The sequence below is a fragment of the Cellulomonas sp. C5510 genome, from assembly GCF_019797765.1.
GTDB lineage: Bacteria > Actinomycetota > Actinomycetes > Actinomycetales > Cellulomonadaceae > Cellulomonas.
The window spans coordinates 2,799,548-2,816,386 of sequence record NZ_CP081862.1 but is presented as its reverse complement, the minus strand read 5'-3'; the positions used below and the strand labels follow the sequence as shown (position 1 = coordinate 2,816,386).

13 protein-coding genes are annotated in these 16,839 nt (G+C 76.7%); 6 read left to right on the top strand and 7 right to left on the bottom strand.

Features of this window, described 5'->3' with window-relative positions; translation table 11 throughout:
* Positions 1-39 precede the first annotated feature (39 nt).
* Both K5O09_RS12980 and gdhA read left to right on the top strand, forming a co-directional pair.
* Entirely contained in the window at positions 40-861 is an 822-nt protein-coding gene (locus K5O09_RS12980) for an RDD family protein (protein WP_222169929.1), read from the top strand.
* A gap of 129 nt (positions 862-990) precedes the next feature.
* Positions 991-2,331 (top strand): NADP-specific glutamate dehydrogenase, encoded by a 1,341-nt coding sequence (gene gdhA / locus K5O09_RS12975; protein WP_222169928.1) that lies wholly within the window; start codon positions 991-993, stop codon positions 2,329-2,331.
* Positions 2,332-2,337: 6 nt separating this feature from the next.
* Here gdhA and K5O09_RS12970 read toward each other — a convergent pair whose 3' ends face one another.
* A complete protein-coding gene (locus K5O09_RS12970) occupies positions 2,338-2,778 on the bottom strand; it encodes a MarR family winged helix-turn-helix transcriptional regulator (protein WP_255595408.1) in 441 nt (146 codons plus the stop codon).
* A gap of 68 nt (positions 2,779-2,846) precedes the next feature.
* Here K5O09_RS12970 and K5O09_RS12965 point away from each other — a divergent pair, with 68 nt between their 5' ends.
* Positions 2,847-4,739, top strand: coding sequence for an ABC transporter ATP-binding protein (locus K5O09_RS12965; RefSeq protein WP_370635451.1), 1,893 nt, complete (start codon positions 2,847-2,849; stop codon positions 4,737-4,739).
* Positions 4,740-4,773: 34 nt separating this feature from the next.
* Here the strand turns inward: K5O09_RS12965 and K5O09_RS12960 are convergent, their stop codons facing one another.
* The 6 genes from K5O09_RS12960 to K5O09_RS12935 form a co-directional block, all read right to left on the bottom strand.
* On the bottom strand, positions 4,774-5,295 hold the full coding sequence (locus K5O09_RS12960; RefSeq protein WP_222169927.1) for a CoA-binding protein: 522 nt from the start codon (positions 5,293-5,295) through the stop codon (positions 4,774-4,776).
* A gap of 164 nt (positions 5,296-5,459) precedes the next feature.
* Positions 5,460-6,623, bottom strand: coding sequence for a winged helix DNA-binding domain-containing protein (locus tag K5O09_RS12955; protein ID WP_222169926.1), 1,164 nt, complete (start codon positions 6,621-6,623; stop codon positions 5,460-5,462).
* A 52-nt stretch (positions 6,624-6,675) separates the two neighbouring features.
* Positions 6,676-7,968, bottom strand: a complete 1,293-nt coding sequence (locus K5O09_RS12950; protein ID WP_222169925.1) for a DUF58 domain-containing protein — start codon at positions 7,966-7,968, stop codon at positions 6,676-6,678.
* Between the two features lie 7 nt (positions 7,969-7,975).
* Positions 7,976-9,055 (bottom strand): AAA family ATPase, encoded by a 1,080-nt coding sequence (locus K5O09_RS12945; protein WP_370635450.1) that lies wholly within the window; start codon positions 9,053-9,055, stop codon positions 7,976-7,978.
* Positions 9,052-11,013: a DUF4350 domain-containing protein gene (locus K5O09_RS19240; protein WP_255595407.1), complete on the bottom strand. Its 1,962-nt coding sequence runs from the start codon at positions 11,011-11,013 to the stop codon at positions 9,052-9,054. Before K5O09_RS19240 ends, K5O09_RS12945 begins: the two co-directional genes overlap by 4 nt.
* Positions 11,010-12,395 carry a glycerophosphoryl diester phosphodiesterase membrane domain-containing protein gene (locus K5O09_RS12935; protein ID WP_222169924.1) on the bottom strand — a complete coding sequence of 462 codons (1,386 nt, stop codon included), beginning with the start codon at positions 12,393-12,395 and terminating at the stop codon, positions 11,010-11,012. The genes K5O09_RS19240 and K5O09_RS12935 overlap by 4 nt, the downstream gene beginning before the upstream one ends.
* A 195-nt stretch (positions 12,396-12,590) precedes the next feature.
* Here K5O09_RS12935 and mtrA point away from each other — a divergent pair, with 195 nt between their 5' ends.
* The 3 genes from mtrA to K5O09_RS12920 are packed head-to-tail and all read left to right on the top strand — an operon-like array spanning position 12,591 to position 16,809.
* Positions 12,591-13,274, top strand: coding sequence for an MtrAB system response regulator MtrA (mtrA, locus tag K5O09_RS12930; RefSeq protein ID WP_222169923.1), 684 nt, complete (start codon positions 12,591-12,593; stop codon positions 13,272-13,274).
* Between the two features lie 53 nt (positions 13,275-13,327).
* Positions 13,328-15,094: an MtrAB system histidine kinase MtrB gene (gene mtrB, locus K5O09_RS12925; protein WP_222169922.1), complete on the top strand. Its 1,767-nt coding sequence runs from the start codon at positions 13,328-13,330 to the stop codon at positions 15,092-15,094.
* The gene (locus K5O09_RS12920; RefSeq protein WP_222169921.1) at positions 15,091-16,809 is read left to right on the top strand and encodes an LpqB family beta-propeller domain-containing protein; all 1,719 of its coding nucleotides are present in this window, start codon (positions 15,091-15,093) and stop codon (positions 16,807-16,809) included. The genes mtrB and K5O09_RS12920 overlap by 4 nt, the downstream gene beginning before the upstream one ends.
* Positions 16,810-16,839: the final 30 nt, after the last annotated feature.

Here is a 16,839-nt window from a genome sequence, read left to right as displayed (position 1 = left end):
CGGCAGCGGGCGGCGCGGGCGAGCAGCAGGAGGTCCGGGGTGGACGAGGGCATCGTCATCGGCGAGGGCGTCCTGCTGGACGCGCGCCCCACGTCCGTGGCGAGCCGGCTCGGCGCGGCGGTGATCGACCTGCTGGTCCTGGGGGTCGTCGCCTTCGGCGTGGTCCTGCTCGCCGTCAACGTGGTGCGGGTCGCACCGGGCGAGGACCTGCTGCGCATCCTCCTGGTCGCCGTGATGGCGCTGGTGCTCGTCGTGATCCCGACCGCGGTGGACACGCTCACGCGCGGCAGGTCGCTCGGCAAGCTCGCGGTCGGCATCCGCGTGGTCCGCGACGACGGCGGGCCGATCCGGTTCCGGCAGGCGCTGGTGCGGGCGCTCGCGGGCATCCTCGAGCTGTGGGCGACGTTCGGGTCCGTCGCGTTCATCGCGTCGCTCGTGCACCCGCAGGGCAAGCGGCTCGGGGACATGCTCGCGGGGACGTACGTGGTGCGGGTGCGCGGCAGGGTGGAGGCCCGTCCGGTGCTGACGATGCCCCCCTTCCTCGCCGGGTGGGCGCAGGGCGCGGACGTCGCGCGCCTGCCCGACGGGCTCGCGATGTCGGCGCGGCAGTTCCTCGGCCGGGCGGCGGGACTCCACCCGGGCTCGCGCGCGGCGCTCGGGCAGCAGCTCGCCGCGGAGGTCGCCCGCTACGTCGCGCCCGGCCCGCCCCCGGGCACGCACCCGGAGGCGTTCCTCGCCGCGGTCCTCGCGACGCGCCGCGACCGGGAGCACGCCGCGGGCGTCCGCGCCGCGGCGCGCGCCGAGCACGAGGCCTCCGCGCTGCACCGGCTGCCCCACGGGGTGCCCGACCCCGCCCGCTGAGGCGTGCCGCGGGCCCGTCCCCACGCCCGCCCCGCGCCCGCAGCGTGGACACCGCCGCAGCGCGGAAGGCGCTCGCCGTACCGTGAGCCACCGGTGGGGGCAGCCACGGAGGAAACGGGGACGCGGACGGTGCAAGGACAGCTCGACCAGGTGCTCGACCAGGTGCTCGTGCGGAACCCCGCCGAGCCGGAGTTCCACCAGGCGGTCCGGGAGGTGTTCGCCAGCCTCGGGCCCGTGCTCGCCCGGCACCCCGAGTACGTCGACGCCGCCGTGCTGGAGCGGCTGTGCGAGCCCGAGCGGCAGATCGTGTTCCGCGTGCCGTGGGTGGACGACTCCGGCCGGGTGCGGATCAACCGCGGCTTCCGCGTGCAGTTCAGCACCACGCTCGGCCCCTCCAAGGGCGGGCTGCGGTTCCACCCCTCGGTCAACCTCGGGATCGTCAAGTTCCTGGGGTTCGAGCAGGTGTTCAAGAACTCGCTCACCGGCATGCCGATCGGCGGTGGCAAGGGCGGGTCGGACTTCGACCCCCGTGGCCGCTCCGACGGCGAGGTCATGCGGTTCTGCCAGTCGTTCATGACGGAGCTGGCGCGGCACATCGGCGAGTACGTCGACGTGCCGGCGGGCGACATCGGGGTCGGCGGCCGCGAGATCGGCTACCTGTTCGGCCAGTACAAGCGGATGACCGGCCGGCACGAGTCCGGTGTGCTGACCGGCAAGGGCGTCACGTGGGGCGGCTCGCTGGTCCGCACCGAGGCCACCGGGTACGGCGCGGTGCTGTTCGCGCAGGAGATGCTGCGCGCCGCGGGCCGGTCGCTCGACGGGCAGCGAGTCGTGGTGTCGGGCTCCGGCAACGTCGCCGTCTACGCCATCCAGAAGGCGCAGCAGCTCGGCGGTCACGTGGTGGCCTGCTCGGACTCCGGCGGCTACGTCGTCGACGAGCGGGGCATCGACCTGCCGCTGCTCCAGCAGGTGAAGACGGTCGAGCGGCGCTCGCTCGCCGCGTACGCGGAGCGCCGTGGCGGGTCAGCCCGGTTCGTGCCGGGCCGGCGCGTGTGGGAGGTCGGGGCCGCGGTCGCGCTGCCGTGCGCGACGCAGAACGAGCTCGACGAGTCCGACGCCCGGGCGCTCGTCGCCTCGGGGCTGGTCGCGGTCGCGGAGGGCGCCAACATGCCCACCACGCCCGACGCGGTCGCGCTGCTGCAGGACGCCGGCGTGCTGTTCGGCCCGGGCAAGGCCGCCAACGCCGGCGGCGTCGCGACGTCCGCGCTCGAGATGCAGCAGAACGCGAGCCGCGACTCGTGGTCGTTCGACTACACCGAGGACCGCCTGGCGGCGATCATGCGCTCGATCCACGACCGCTGCGCGGCGACCGCCGAGGAGTACGGGGCGCCGGGCGACTACGTGGTGGGGGCGAACATCGCCGGGTTCCTCAAGGTCGCGGACGCGATGATCGCCCTGGGCGTGGTGTAGCCGACCTCAGCAGGGGTCGGCGTCGTCCACGAGGCGGTGCAGCAGGCGCAGCAGCTCGGCCTGCTCGCCGGGCTCGAGGCGCGCGAGCAGCTCCTCGGCGTGCCGCCGGCGCTGCCGGTCCGCCTCGGCGAGCACCGCGCGGCCCTCGCCGGTGACGGCGACCAGGGTGGCGCGGCGGTCCGTCGGGTCGGGCAGGCGCTCGACGAGCCCGGCCGCTTCGAGGTCGTCGACGAGCGAGGTCACCGACCGCGGGACGATGTCCAGCGCAGCCGCCAGGGCGGTCTGCCGCTGCGGCTCCGGGTTGCGGGCGGCGGTGCGCAGCAGCCGGTGCCGGGCGGGGCTGAGGTCGACGCGCTCGCGCACGTCCCGGCGCATGGTGTGGAGCGTGCGGCGCAGCAGCCAGAACAGCTCGTCACCGGGGTGCGGGGCGTCGCCGGGCAGCGTCATGCCCCCACGATAGCGAGTTCCTGACATAGAGAGGTATCCTCACTAAAGTTCGACACCCCGGAGGGCCCATGTCCATGCACGCACGCGCCGGCGGGATGGACGCCCGGTCCATGTACCGCTCGTTCCGTCTCGACCCGTCCGTCGCGCAGCGCCGCGTCACCCGCGACGTGCTGCGCCGCATCCTCACCTTCGCCCGGCCCTACCGCCGGCTGCTCACCGTGTTCCTCGTGCTCATCGCGTTCGACGCCGCCGTCGGCGCCGCGACCCCGCTGCTCTACCAGCGGATCATCGACCACGGCATCGCGCAGGGGCGCACCGGCGTGGTGCTGGGCCTCGCCGGCGTCGTCGCGCTGCTGGCCCTCGCCTCGGCCGGCCTGGCGCTCGCCTCGCGCTGGCTCTCGTCGCGGATCGGGGAGGGCCTCATCGTCGACCTGCGCACGCAGGTGTTCGACCACGTGCAGCGCATGCCGCTCGCGTTCTTCTCCCGCACCCAGACCGGCGCGCTCGTGCAGCGGCTCAACGGCGACGTCCTCGGGGCGCAGCAGGCGTTCACCTCGACGCTGTCCAACGTCGTCTCCAACGTGCTGACCGTCGTGCTCGTGCTCGCCGCCATGCTCTCGCTGTCCTGGCAGATCACCCTGGTGTCACTCGTGCTGCTGCCGGTGTTCGTGCTGCCCGTGCGCGCGATGGGCCGCCGGCTCGCCGCGGTCACGCAGGAGGCGTACGGGCTCAACGCCGACATGGGCCAGACGATGACGGAGCGCTTCAACGTCGCCGGCGCGCAGCTCGTGAAGCTCTACGGCCGCGCGGACGACGAGACCGCCGTGTTCGCGGGCCGGGCCTCCCGGGTGCGGGACATCGGCATCACCAGCGCGATGTACAGCGCGGTGTTCCGCATCGGGCTCACCCTCGTGGCGGCCGTGGCGGTCGCCATCGTGTACGGGCTCGGCGGGGTGCTGGCCATCCAGGGCTCGCTGACCGTGGGCGTCGTCGTCGCGCTGACGTCGTACCTCACGCGGCTCTACGGCCCGATCACCGCGCTGTCCAACGTGCAGGTCGACATCATGACCACGCTCGTGTCGTTCGAGCGGGTGCTCGAGGTGCTCGACCTGCGGCCCGGCGTCGACGACGCCCCGGACGCCCGCCCGCTGCCGGACGACCTGCCCCGCACCGCGAGCATCGAGCTCGACCGGGTGACGTTCCGGTACCCGTCCGCGGCCGAGGTGTCGCTCGCGTCGCTCGAGTCCGTCGCGCGGCTGCAGACCGAGGCGCCCGGCACGACGCTGCACGACGTCTCGTTCCGTGTGCCCCACGGCCACGTGGTCGCGCTGGTCGGGCCGTCCGGCGCCGGCAAGTCGACGATCAGCCAGCTGGTCGCCCGGCTCTACGACGTCACGGCCGGGGCGGTGCGGGTCGCGGGGCACGACGTCCGCGAGGTCACCCAGGCCAGCCTGCGCGACGCGGTCGGGATCGTCACGCAGGACGCCCACCTGTTCCACGACACCATCCGCGCGAACCTGCTCTACGCCCGCCCCGGGGCCTCCGACGCCGAGCTCGAGCAGGCGCTGCGCCGTGCGCAGATCGGGGACCTGGTGTCCCGGCTGCCCGACGGCGTGGACACCGTGGTGGGCGACCGCGGCTACCGGCTGTCCGGCGGGGAGCGCCAGCGGCTCGCGATCGCCCGGCTGCTGCTCAAGGCACCCCCGGTCGTGATCCTCGACGAGGCGACCGCCCACCTGGACTCCGAGTCGGAGGCCGCCGTGCAGCGCGCGCTCGCCGAGGCGCTGGAGGGGCGCACCGCGCTGGTCATCGCGCACCGGCTGTCGACCATCCGGGAGGCCGACTCCATCGTCGTCCTGGACGAGGGCCGCGTCGTGGAGCAGGGCACGCACGCCGAGCTGCTCGCGGCCGGCGGGCTGTACGCCGAGCTGTACGAGACGCAGTACGCGACCGCGGGCTGACGTCCGGGGGCGCCCGCGGGCGCTGCGGGTGCCGTCAGACCCGGCGCGGCACCCGACCCGTCAGCGTCATGAGACGGCACATCATCCGGTGCGTCCGGTCCGACGGGGTCCCGAACATCAGCGGGCAGCCGCCGTCGATCACCGTGAGCCCGCGCGCCCGTCCCTCCGCGGCCGCGGCGTCGTCCACGCTGCCCGCGTCGACGGACCGGTGCATCCAGACCTGCCCGATCCCGAGGTCGGCCGCCTCGCGGACGGTCGCGGCGGCGTGCTCCGGGCGGGTCGCCACGACCACGGCCTCGACGCCGCCCGGGATGGCGTGCAGGTCCGGGTACGCCGGGTCGTCCTCGACCGTCTCGGCGTTCGGGTTCACCGCGAACACCTGGTAGCCGGTGTCGCGCAGCCGCCGGTACACGACGTTGCCCCCGTGGCCGCCGGGCGTGCGCGACACCCCCGTGACGGCGATCCGCCGCGACGCGAGGAACCGGTCCGCCGCGTCGCGCAGGGGCGTCGTGCGCCCGTCGTCCGTGCCGGTCGCGCCGCTGCGGTCCCTGGTCATCGTCCGCTCCTCGCGGGCCGGCGCGCGGACGCGCGACCCTGTCGTCGTGCGGCACCCCTCGCGGTGGCACCGGCCCGGGCGCTGCCGTGCACCGGGTTCTGCGCGGCACGCTAGGCGCCGGCAGGTCACCGGGCCAGGGACCTTCGTGCCGGGCCGGTCCGCCGTCAGTCCCCGGCGACCACGGCGTCGTGCTCCACCGCGTCGTCGGCCGCGAACGCCGCGAGGACGCGCGCCTCGGCCCGGGCCGCGCTGCGCTCCGCGCGCGTCCACCGCCGCAGCGGGGTCAGGGTCACGACCGCCCGCGGTGTCCGCCGCGTGCCGGAGCCGCCGCCCCGTCGCTCCCGGCGCAGCCGCCAGGTCCCCGCCACGACGCCGTCCAGCAGCACCGTGCCCGGCGGCACCCCGTTGCGGCTCGCGAGCGCCGGCCGCACCTCGGGCGTCACGATCCGCGTGCGGTCGGCGTGGCCGAGCAGCACGTCGTCGAAGTCCGGCAGCAGGCGCACGGGCACCGGGACGTCCCCGGGGAGCGGGGCACCCGGCAGGTCCAGGAGCACCCGCTCGCCACGGGGCCCGTCCGCGTGCAGGACCTCGACCAGCTCGTCACGCATCCCCTCGACCACCCCCGCCAGCCGGGTGAGCCCCGACCACGCCTGCACGTCGGCGACCGTCGCCGGTCCGTACGCCGCGAGGTAGCGCCGCACGAGCGCGGCCGCGGCCGCCTCCGGGTCGCCCACCACGGCCACCGGGCGTCCGAACCACTGCTCCGCCGTCGTCCACGTCGTCACCAGGCTGCGGCCCCAGACGCCCCGGGGCGTGACCTGCACCAGCGGCAGCAGCCCGCGCACGCCCGTCGCGAGCGAGCGCGGGTCGACGCCCGGCCAGCGCGGGCCGAGCCGGGCGCCCAGGGCGGCCGCCGTGAGCGGCTCGCCGGCGAGCGCCTCCCGCCCCGCGCTCGCGAGGTCGTCGAGGTCGACGTCGCGCAGGTCGGCGGCGGACGACGTCCCGGACCGGACGTGCCGGCGCAGCACCGGGGCGAGCAGGGGCCACAGCGTGAGCGCGTCGTCCGCCGTGACGAGGTGCACCGTGTCCCGCAGCAGCGCCAGCCGCCCGACGCGGCGCCCGAGCATCGCCGTCGCCAGGTCCGCGTGGTCGAAGCCGGCCACCCGCGCGTGCAGCGCCAGGTAGGCGGACGACGGGTTCTGCGACTGCAGCGCGACCAGGTGCGCGACCTCGTCGACCGCACCGGCGGGGGTCCGGGCGTCGAGGTGCTGGCGGGCGAGCAGCGCGCGGCCCAGCCCGCGGGTGGTCACGCGGGCGGCACCGGTCACCCGGTCACCGTACGACGGGGCGCCGACAGGCCGGCCGCGCCCGGCCGCCCGCTCAGAGCCGGCCGGCGGCCTTGAGCGCGAGGTAGGCGTCGGCGAGCCGCGGCGCGAGGTCGTCGGGCAGGGCGTCGACGACCTCGACGCCGCGGGCGCGCAGCCGCTGGGCGAGGGCCGAGCGCTCGAGCTCCGTGCGCTCGGCGGCCGCGGCGTCGAACAGCGCCGCGACGTCCTCCCGACCCGCCCGCAGGCGCTCGACCTCCGGGTCACGGACCGAGGCCAGCACCACCTGGTGCCGGGAGGCCAACCGGTCGACGACGGGCAGCAGGCCCTGCTCGACGGCGGCGGGCTCCAGTGCGGACAGCAGCACCACGAGGGCGCGCTGCGAGAGGCGCTGCTGCACCTGGCCGACCAGGCCCGGCCAGTCCGCCTCGACGAGCGACGGCTCGACGCCGGCCAGCGCGTCCGCCACGGCGGGCATGAGGCGCGGTCCCGAGACGCCCGCGACCCGGGCGCGGACGGTCCGGTCGTGGGCGAGCAGCTCGACGCGGTCGCCCGCGCGGGACGCGAGCGCCGCCAGCAGGAGAGCGGCCTCCACCGAGGCGTCCAGCCGCGGCTCCTCGCCCGTGCGGGCGGCGCTGGTGCGCGAGGTGTCGACCACGATCAGCACGCGGCGGTCGCGCTCCGGCCGCCACGTCCGCACCACCACGTCGGACCGGCGGGCGCTCGCGCGCCAGTCGATCGACCGCACGTCGTCCCCGATCACGTACTCGCGCAGGGAGTCGAACTCCGTCCCCGCGCCGCGCACCTGCACCGCCGCGCGCCCGTCCATCTCCCGCAGGCGCGCGAGCCGGCTCGGCAGGTGGCGGCGGGACGCGAAGGCCGGGAGCACCCGCAGGGTCCCCGGGACGTCGAACGAGGCCTGGCGCCCGGCGACGCCGAGCGGGCCGACCGTCCGCACCGTGACCCGGTCGGCGTGCAGGTCGCCGCGGCGCGAGGGCAGCAGCGGGGTGTCCAGGTGCCGGGCCTCGCCGGGCGGCAGGTCCACCGGGTGCCGGTCGCGCCGCGCGCCCGCGGACGGCTGCCACGCGTCCCGCACCGTCCCGCGCAGGCGGCGCCCACCGGTGTGCGTGACGGTCAGCCGCGACCGGGCGTCCTCGTGCAGCCGTACCGGGCCCGCCACCTCCCGCCGCACGGCGAGCGCGCGGGGCGATGCGGCGAGCGCGGCGTCGACCGCGCACACCACCAGGCACAGCACCGCCCACAGCAGCACCGTCCCCGGAGCCGGTAGCAGCAGCACGGGCACCACGCCGACCGCGGTCAGCGCGACCGCCCGCCAGGTGATCGTCACGGGCGCCTCAGCGGGGGACCGGCACGGACGCCAGGACGGTGTCCAGGACGGACTCGGCGGTGACGCCCTCCAGCTCGGCCTCCGCGCGCAGCTGCACGCGGTGCCGGAGCGTCGGGTGCGCCAGGGCCTTGACGTCGTCCGGGGTGACGTAGGGGCGGCCCGAGAGCCACGCCCAGGCGCGCGACGTCGCCAGCAGCGCCGTGGCGCCGCGCGGGGAGACCCCGAGCGACAGCGACGGCGACCGGCGGGTGGCGCGCACCAGGTCCACGACGTAGCCGAGCACCTCGGGGGCGACCTGGACCCGCGCGACCTCGGCGCGCGCCCGGTCGAGCACCCCGGCGCCGGCGACCGGCCGCACGCCCGCCCGGACCAGGTCGCGCGGGTCGAACCCGGCGGCGTGGCGGGCCAGCACCTCGATCTCGTCGGCCCGCTCGGGCAGCGGCAGCGTCAGCTTGAGCAGGAACCGGTCGAGCTGCGCCTCGGGCAGCGGGTACGTGCCCTCGTACTCGACGGGGTTCTGCGTGGCGACGACGACGAACGGCTCGGGCAGCGGCCGCGGCGTCCCGTCCACCGAGACCTGGCGCTCCTCCATGGCCTCCAGCAGCGACGCCTGGGTCTTCGGGGGCGTCCGGTTGATCTCGTCGGCGAGCAGCAGGTTCGTGAACACGGGGCCCTCGCGGAACGAGAACTCGGCCGTGCGGGCGTCGTACACCAGCGAGCCCGTCACGTCACCGGGCATCAGGTCGGGCGTGAACTGCACCCGCTTGGTGTCCAGGTCGAGCGCCGCCGACAGGCTGCGCACGAGCAGGGTCTTCGCCACGCCCGGCACGCCCTCGAGCAGCACGTGGCCGCGGCACAGCAGCGCGATGACGAGACCGGTGACGGCGGCCTCCTGGCCGACGACCGCGCGGCCGACCTCGGTGCGGACGGCGCCGAGCGCCTCGCGGAGGTCGGCCGAGGGCGCCGGAGGGGCCGCCGGGGCGGGGGGAGCGGCGGGCGCTGCCGACGCCGCCGGGGGAGCGGCGGGCGCCGGCGGGGTCACCGGCTCCGGCTGCCACGGGGTCGGGGCGGGGTGGTCCTGGGTCACGTGGGGTGAACCTCGCTCTCGAGCTGGTCGAGCAGGCGGGCCAGGGTCTCCAGGCCCGCGTCCGACGGGGGTGGCGGTCCGTACAGCAGGTCGCGGACCTCGGTCTCGTCACGGTGCGCTGCTCGCGCGACCGCGGTGATCAGGGAGGGGGCGTCTGCCGACCGCGGCAGGCCGAGCCGGCGGGCGAGCCGCGCGGCCGTGCCGGCCCGGAGCGAGGCGGCCGCGTGACCGTGCGCCCGTGCCACCCGGTAGAGGCGTCCACGGCCGCGCGTGGTCTCGGCGGACCGCACGACCACGGGCAGGCGCTCGACGACGACGCGGCCCAGGCGCCGGCCGCGCCAGAGCGCGAGCGCTAGCACGACGACGAGGGCCTGCAGCAGCACCAGGCGGGCGGGGGGCGGCAGCAGGTCGGCGAGCCCCGGGCCGGCCGCGCCGCCGTCGCCGGTGTCGGTGGCGGAGGGCACGTACCACACCAGCTCGTCGTGCCGACCGAGCGCCCGGAGCACGAGCGCCGCGTTGCCGTCGTCCGCGACCCGGGCGTTCGTCAGCAGTCCGGCGTCGCCCAGGACGGTGACGCGGCGGCCGTCGGACTCGACGTCGGCGTAGAGGTAGGCCTGCGGCTCGGTGCCGGGCAGCGGGAAGCACAGGGAGGCACCGGCGGGCGGGCGGTTCCCGCTCACCACGACCCCCGCCCCCGAGCCCGTGATCGTGCCCGCGGCCGCGGCGTCGGTGTCGGCGCACGTGGCGGTCAGCCGCGTCGGCGTCCCGCTGCCGCTCCAGCCGGTCTCGAGCCCCGGCACGGCGGCCGCCAGCAGGTACGACGGGTCGAGCAGCACCAGGTCCGCGCCGGAGCCGACGACGGCGTCCACCTGGGGGTCGGTCAGCAGCCAGTCGCTGGTGACGAGGAGCGTCGTACCCGGGCCGGCCGCGGCGGCCGCGGCTGCCGTGCTGCGGACGTAGGTCGTGGTCACCCCCTGGTCGGCCAGCACCTCCGCGACCGCGCGGGCGCCGTTCGCGTGCGGGTTGTCCGGCGCGAGGGGGGTGGTGCTGCGGACCGGCGCGGGCAGCACCGCCGCGAGCACCGCCAGGGCCAGCACGCCGGCCACCACGAGCACCCAGCGGTACTGGCGCCAGCGCGACCGGGCGCGGCTCCGGGCGGTCGTCCCGTCGCCGAGGACGGTCCCGTCGGGACGCCCGGGGCCCGGGACGGACGGTCCGGGGGGCGTGATGACGGCGCGGGCCGGGGCGGCGGGCGCGGGTGCGGGGGGGGGTGCCTGCTGTCTCTCGGGTGGCTTGCCGGGGGGCCCCCCCCCGCCCCCCGGCGCCCCGGCGCCCCGGTGGGCCGGGTCGCGGCGAGCCGCGCGTCGAGCTCCCGCAGCGCCGCGTCGTCCGCGGCGCCCGGCACGACGTCGCCGTACACCGAGGTCGAGCAGCTCGGCCGGGACGTCGTCGCGGGGGGGGGCCCCCCCCGGGGGGGGCGGGGGCCCCCGGGGGGGCCCCCCGGGGGGGGCCCCCCGGGGGGGGGGGCCCCCCCCCCCCCCCACCACGGCGCGGAACCGGTCCGCGACCGCCGCGGCCCAGTCGCCCCGGGCGGCCGCCGCGTCCGCGGCGGCGCGCAGCTCGGCCGCGGACCGCCGGTCGTCCGCGTCCAGCACGGAACCCGCGCGCGCGAGCCGGCGGCTGCGTCGCACCGGGCCGGTGACGAGGAACGTGACGACCACGACCACGGCCAGCACCCCCACGACCACGAGGAGGGTGCCGACGTCGCCCAGCGCCGCCCCGTCGGCGCGCGCGAACAGGTCGCGCAGCCACTCCAGCAGGCGGCTGAGGATGCTCGGCTGCTGGTGGTACACGGGGTCGGCGAGCTCGCGCTCGAGCCACCCCCGCGCCTGGTCGGCGTCGGGCACGACCGGGACCTCGCCCCGCAGGGCGAGCAGCCGGAGCGCGGCGGACGTCACCGCCCGGCGTCCCCCGCCGCCCGCGCGAGCTCGACGTCCAGGCCCTCACGGCGCATCCGCACGTCGATGTAGGCCAGCGCGATGACGCCCGCCATGAACACGGTGCTGACGGTGCTGCCGAGCGCCTGGCCCACGGCCGAGAGCGCGATCCCCGCGCCGCTGGTGAGGAACGGGTCGTCGAGCAGCAGCGTCGCGATCGTCGTGAACGGGACCGCGACCAGCGACGCGACGATGCCCACGAGGATCGACACCAGCAGGTACAGGCCCAGCAGCCGCCAGAAGCTGCCGCGCGTCAGGCGCCAGGCCCGGGCGACCGACGCCCAGAACCGGCCGCCCTCGAGCATGAGCGCCGCCGGGGCGAGCATCGTGCGGACCGTCAGCCAGAACGCGGCCACGACGAGCACGGCGGCGCCGACGAGGGCGACCAGCACCGTCAGGCCGGGGCTCTCGGTGGTGTTCCAGAGCAGGATCGTCAGCCCGACCACCGCGCCCGACAGCAGCAGCACCGCGAGCGACTGCATGATCCCGAACGCGATCACCCACCACAGCCGCTTGCCGGAGCCGCGCACGACGTCCCCGACCTGCGCGCGCTGGCCGATCACCGACCGGCTGACCGAGATGATGAGCAGCCCGGTGAGGATGGACGACGCCAGCGCGGTCAGCGGCAGCCCGGCGAGCGAGGCCAGCGACGAGCCGAACGACTCGCCGACCAGGTCGAGCTCGGCCCCGCCCACGCCGCCGGTGGTGAACCAGCCGTTCACCTCGTTGGCGACCAGGCCCGCGAGGTACCACTGCACGAGGGCGCCGAGCGCGGTGGCGACCGTGACGACGACGGCGGTGAGGCCGAACATCGTCTTCGGGTTGTGCCGGATCGCGCGGAACGCGCCGTCGAAGATCTCCCAGATGCTCAGCGGGCGCAGCGGGACGATGCCGGGCTGCGCGACCGGTGGCTGGTAGGGCGCGGGGCCCCAGCCGTACGGCGTCGGCGCGCCGGGCCCCTGCTGGCCGTACCCGGGCTGCTGGCCGTACCCCGGCTGCTGCGGGTACCCGGGCGCCGGCGGGTACCCGGGCTGCTGCGGGTACCCGGGCGCCGGCGGGTACCCGGGATGCTGCCCGTGGCCCGGCTGCTGCCCGTACCCGGGCGCAGCGGGCTGCCCGGGGGCGCCGCCGTACCCGCCCTGGCCGCCCGCCGGCGTCCAGCCACCCGGACGGGCGGCGCCCGGGTGGGTGGACGGATCGCCCCACGGCGTCGCGGCGCCCCCGTCCGGGGCGGGCGGCTGCCACCCCGGGGGCGCGTACTGCCCGTAGCGGGGCGCGGGGCGCGGGTCCTCGCCGGCGTCGGGCGCGTCCTGCGGGCGGCCCTCGTCGTGCGGCGTGCTCATCGCGTGCTCCTGGCTGCTCGGGGCGGGCGGGCCGGGTCGGGTGCCCGGGCGGGGTCGTCGCGCGGGGCCCGGAGGTCCCGCGTCGCGGCTGCGGCCATCGTGCCACGTCAGCCTGGGCGGGGGCGTGCGGTCCGGCCCGCGGCCATCCGGCCGGCGTCTGCCCCGCGAGCTGCCCGCGGATGCCATCATGGTCCGATGAAGGGACGCGTTCTCGTGGTCGACGACGACACCGCCCTGTCCGAGATGATCGGCATCGTGCTGCGCTCCGAGGGGTTCGATCCGGTGTTCTGCGCGGACGGGGACGAGGCTCTGGAGACGTTCCGGGCCTCGCAGCCGGACCTCGTGCTGCTCGACCTCATGCTGCCCGGCAAGGACGGCACCGAGGTGTGCCGCCTCATCCGCGCGGAGTCGGGCGTGCCGATCGTCATGCTGACGGCGAAGGCGGACACGGTGGACGTCGTGCTGGGTCTGGAGTCCGGCGCGGACGACTACATCGCGAAGCCGTTCAAGCCGAAGGAGCTGATCGCGCGCGTCCGGGCCCGCCTGCGGCGCAGCGACGAGCCCGCCCCCGAGCACCTGCGCATCGGGGACCTGTCGATCGACGTCACCGGCCACCGCGTCACCCGCGGCGGCGCGCCGATCCCGCTGACGCCCCTGGAGTTCGACCTGCTCGTCGCCCTGGCGCGCAAGCCCTGGCAGGTCTTCACCCGCGAGGTGCTGCTGGAGCGGGTGTGGGGGTACCGCCACGCCGCCGACACCCGCCTCGTGAACGTGCACGTGCAGCGGCTGCGCTCGAAGATCGAGGCGGACCCCGAGCGACCGGAGATCGTCGTGACCGTCCGCGGCGTCGGCTACAAGGCGGGCGCGACGCCGTCGTGAGCGGGCCCCCGCCGGCACCCTTCTCGCCGGGGGCGCCGGGACGGTCGACGCGGGTGCGCCGCCTGCTGGCCGTGCGGTCCGCGGCGCGGCTGCGCCGTCTGGTGCGCGGCTGGCGCGGCTCGCTGCAGGCGCGCGTCATCACGTGGACGCTGGCCGCGGGGCTGGTGGCGCTCGTCGTGCTCGGCGGGTACCTGTCGATCAGCGTGCGCGACGGGCTGTTCACGGCCCGGGTCGACCAGGTGCTCGCGGAGTCCGCGCGGTCGGCGGCTCAGGCCCAGAAGACGTTCGACGCCTCGACGGCGGCCACCGCCCCGGAGATCCAGCAGCTCCTCAACGACATGGTCAGCGCGCTGCGCTCCGGCGGCTCGGGGGAGCGCGAGGTCTTCATCCTGCGCACGCGCGGGCAGCAGCAGCCGATCCTCGTGACGAGTCCGGCGTCGGACTCCACGCTGCTCCAGCTCGTGTCGGACGAGCTGCGCGACGCGACCGCCCGCAACGACGGCCAGCGCTGGGAGTCCGTCGCGTGGCCGGCGACGTCCTCCGGGACGGGCCGGGTCGAGCCCGGGGTCGTCGTGGGGCAGGTCGTCACCGTGCCGTCCGCCGGCTCCTTCGAGCTGTACTTCCTGTACTCGCTGCAGGCCGAGCAGGACCGCCTCGACTTCCTGCTGGGCGTCCTGGGCATCGCCGGCGTCGCGCTCGTGGCCCTGCTCGTCACGATGACCTGGCTCGTCACGCGGCAGGTCGTGCGGCCCGTGCGGCTCGCGGCGCACGTCGCGGAGCGCATCGCGGACGGCAACCTCGACGAGCGCATGGCGGTGCGGGGCGAGGACGAGCTCGCGCGGCTGGGGCGGTCGTTCAACGAGATGACCGAGAGCCTGCAGGACCAGATCGTGCGGATGGAGAACCTCTCGGCGCTCCAGCGGCGCTTCGTCTCCGACGTCTCGCACGAGCTGCGCACCCCGCTGACGACGGTGCGGATGGCCGGCGAGATGCTCTACGAGTCCCGCGACGACTTCCCGCCGGCCGTGCGGCGGTCGGCGGAGCTGCTGCAGCAGCAGCTCGACCGGTTCGAGGACCTGCTCGGCGACCTGCTGGAGATCAGCCGGTTCGACGCGGGCGCAGCCGTCCTCGACGCGGAGGCGCGGGACGTCCGCGACATCGTGGGCGCCGCCGTGGACCAGGCCGTGCCCCTCGCCGGGCGCAAGGGCACGTGGTTGTCCGTCACCCAGCCCGACGACAGCTGCGTCGCCGACGTCGACCCGCGGCGCGTCGAGCGGGTGCTGCGCAACCTCCTGGTGAACGCCATCGAGCACGCCGACGGCACCGACGTGGAGGTCACGGTGGGCGCCGACGACCGCGCGGTCGCGGTCACGGTGCGCGACCACGGCGTCGGGATGACGCGCGACGAGGCCGAGCACGTGTTCGACAGGTTCTGGCGCGCGGACCCCGCCCGCGCGCGCACGACCGGCGGCACGGGGCTCGGCCTCGCGATCTCCCTGGAGGACGCCCACCTGCACGGCGGCTGGCTCGAGGCGTGGGGCCGGCCGCACCAGGGCGCCTCGTTCCGACTGACCCTACCGCGCCGTGCCGGCATCGTGCTGTCCGGCTCGCCGCTGCCGCTCGAGCCGCCGGCGGACCCGGAGGCGGACCCGCGTCCCGACGACGCCGGCGCGCCGGAGCGTGGCGTCGACCCGGCGGCCCTCCCCGACCTGCCGCCCACCACCGGCTCGTTCGACGTCGTCGAGCGGGCGCGCGAGGCCCAGCAGGCGGTGGCCCGGCGCACGGCCGCTGCCCGTCCCACGTCCCGGGAGGACGGATGACACCCCGGCACCGGAGCCGCGGAGCCCTGGCGGGCCTGCTGGCCGTCCTGCTGCTCAGCCTCGCGGGGTGCGTCGGCATCCCGACCTCCGGGCCCGTGGGCGTCGGCGTCGAGGGCGTCACGGACCAGGGCCCCGTGGAGCCGCTGGGCGACCCGCCCCCGCAGGACGGGTCGCAGGAGGACATCGTGCGGGGGTTCCTCGGGGCGAGCGCCGCCGGGTTCAGCCGGGACACGACCACCACCGCGGACGCCGGTGACGACTTCCGCAACGCCCGCGAGTACCTGTCCGGCGAGGCCCGCCGGTCCTGGAGCCCGCGCGAGCGCGTCGTCGTGTACTCCACCGCGTCGAGCCCCGACATCCGCCTGGAGGGGCAGTACCAGGTCCAGGTGACCATCCGGGTCGCGGCCCGGATCGACGCGGAGGGCCGGTACGCGCAGGCGGGGCCGGACGCGGAGGAGTCGCTGGTCTTCGACCTGGTGCAGGACGACGACGGGCAGTGGCGCATCTCCGGTCTCGAGGACGGCGTCGTGCTGTCGCAGCCGAACTTCGAGGCGATCTACCGGTCGGCGACGGTGTACTTCGTCTCCGGCGACGGCCTGTTCCTGGTGCCGGAGACGCGCTGGTTCCCCGTGCGGAACCTCGCGACCTCCATCGTGCGCGCGCTCATCGCCGGCCCGTCGGACTGGCTGCGCGACGCGGTGCGCAACCCCATCCCCGAGGGGGCCGCGCTGCAGCCCGACGCGGTCTCGGTCGACGACGAGGGGCGCGCGGCGGTCAGCCTGTCCGCGGGGTCGCTGCCGCCCGAGCCCGAGGACCGGGCGCTGCTGCAGGCGCAGCTCGAGGCGTCGCTGCGCATCGCCCGGGTGCGGGCCGTGGACGTGACGGCCGGCGGCGTGCCGCTGGGCGCCGAGCCCGCGGAGCTGGAGCGCGGTCAGGACGGGGGCGGGTCGCTCGAGGCGCTGCACGACGGCGGGCTGGTGCGGCTCGACCAGGGCGAGCTCGTCGAGGTCGAGGGCGTGGCGTCGCTGGCGGGGCTGGACGCCCGGGACCCGGCGCGGGACGGCTCCGGTGACCTGCGCGTCGTGCTGTCCGGCACGGACCGGCTGGTGACGGTGCCGCTGACGGGCACCCCGTCGGAGCTGCTGCTGCGCGAGCCGGACCTGGTCGGGCCGTCCGTCGACCGGCTCGGGTGGGTCTGGACTGCCTCGTCGTCGCTCCCCGGGCGCCTGCTCGCGGTCGACGCGGAGGGCACGGTGGTCGAGGTCGAGGGGGAGTGGCTGCAGGGCCGCACCGTGCGGTCGGTGCGGATGGCGCGGGACGCGACGCGGGTCGCCGTCGTGTCGTCCGGGTCGGACGGCGTGCGCGTCGACGTCGCCGCGGTGGTGCGCGACGGCTCCGGCACGCCGCAGGTGGTCGGCGAGGCGTGGCGCACCGGTGTGACGCTGCTGGACGCGACCCGCGTCGTCTGGGTCGACGAGAGCACGCTCGGCGTCCTGGGGCGCTCCGGCAGCACGACGACCGACGTGTACCACCTCGTGCCGCTGTCCGGCCAGGTGCAGGCCCGCCCGCCGATCGTGGACTCGGTGGACATCGCGGGCGGCAAGGGCGACGGGGTCCTGTACGTCGCCACCGCCGACGGGGCGCTGTACGCCCGTTCGGGGTCCAGCTGGGAGCGGGTCGCGGACGGCGTGCGCGACCCGGCGTTCGCGGGCTGAGCGGGCGCCAGGTCCTCCCCAGGGCGGGGG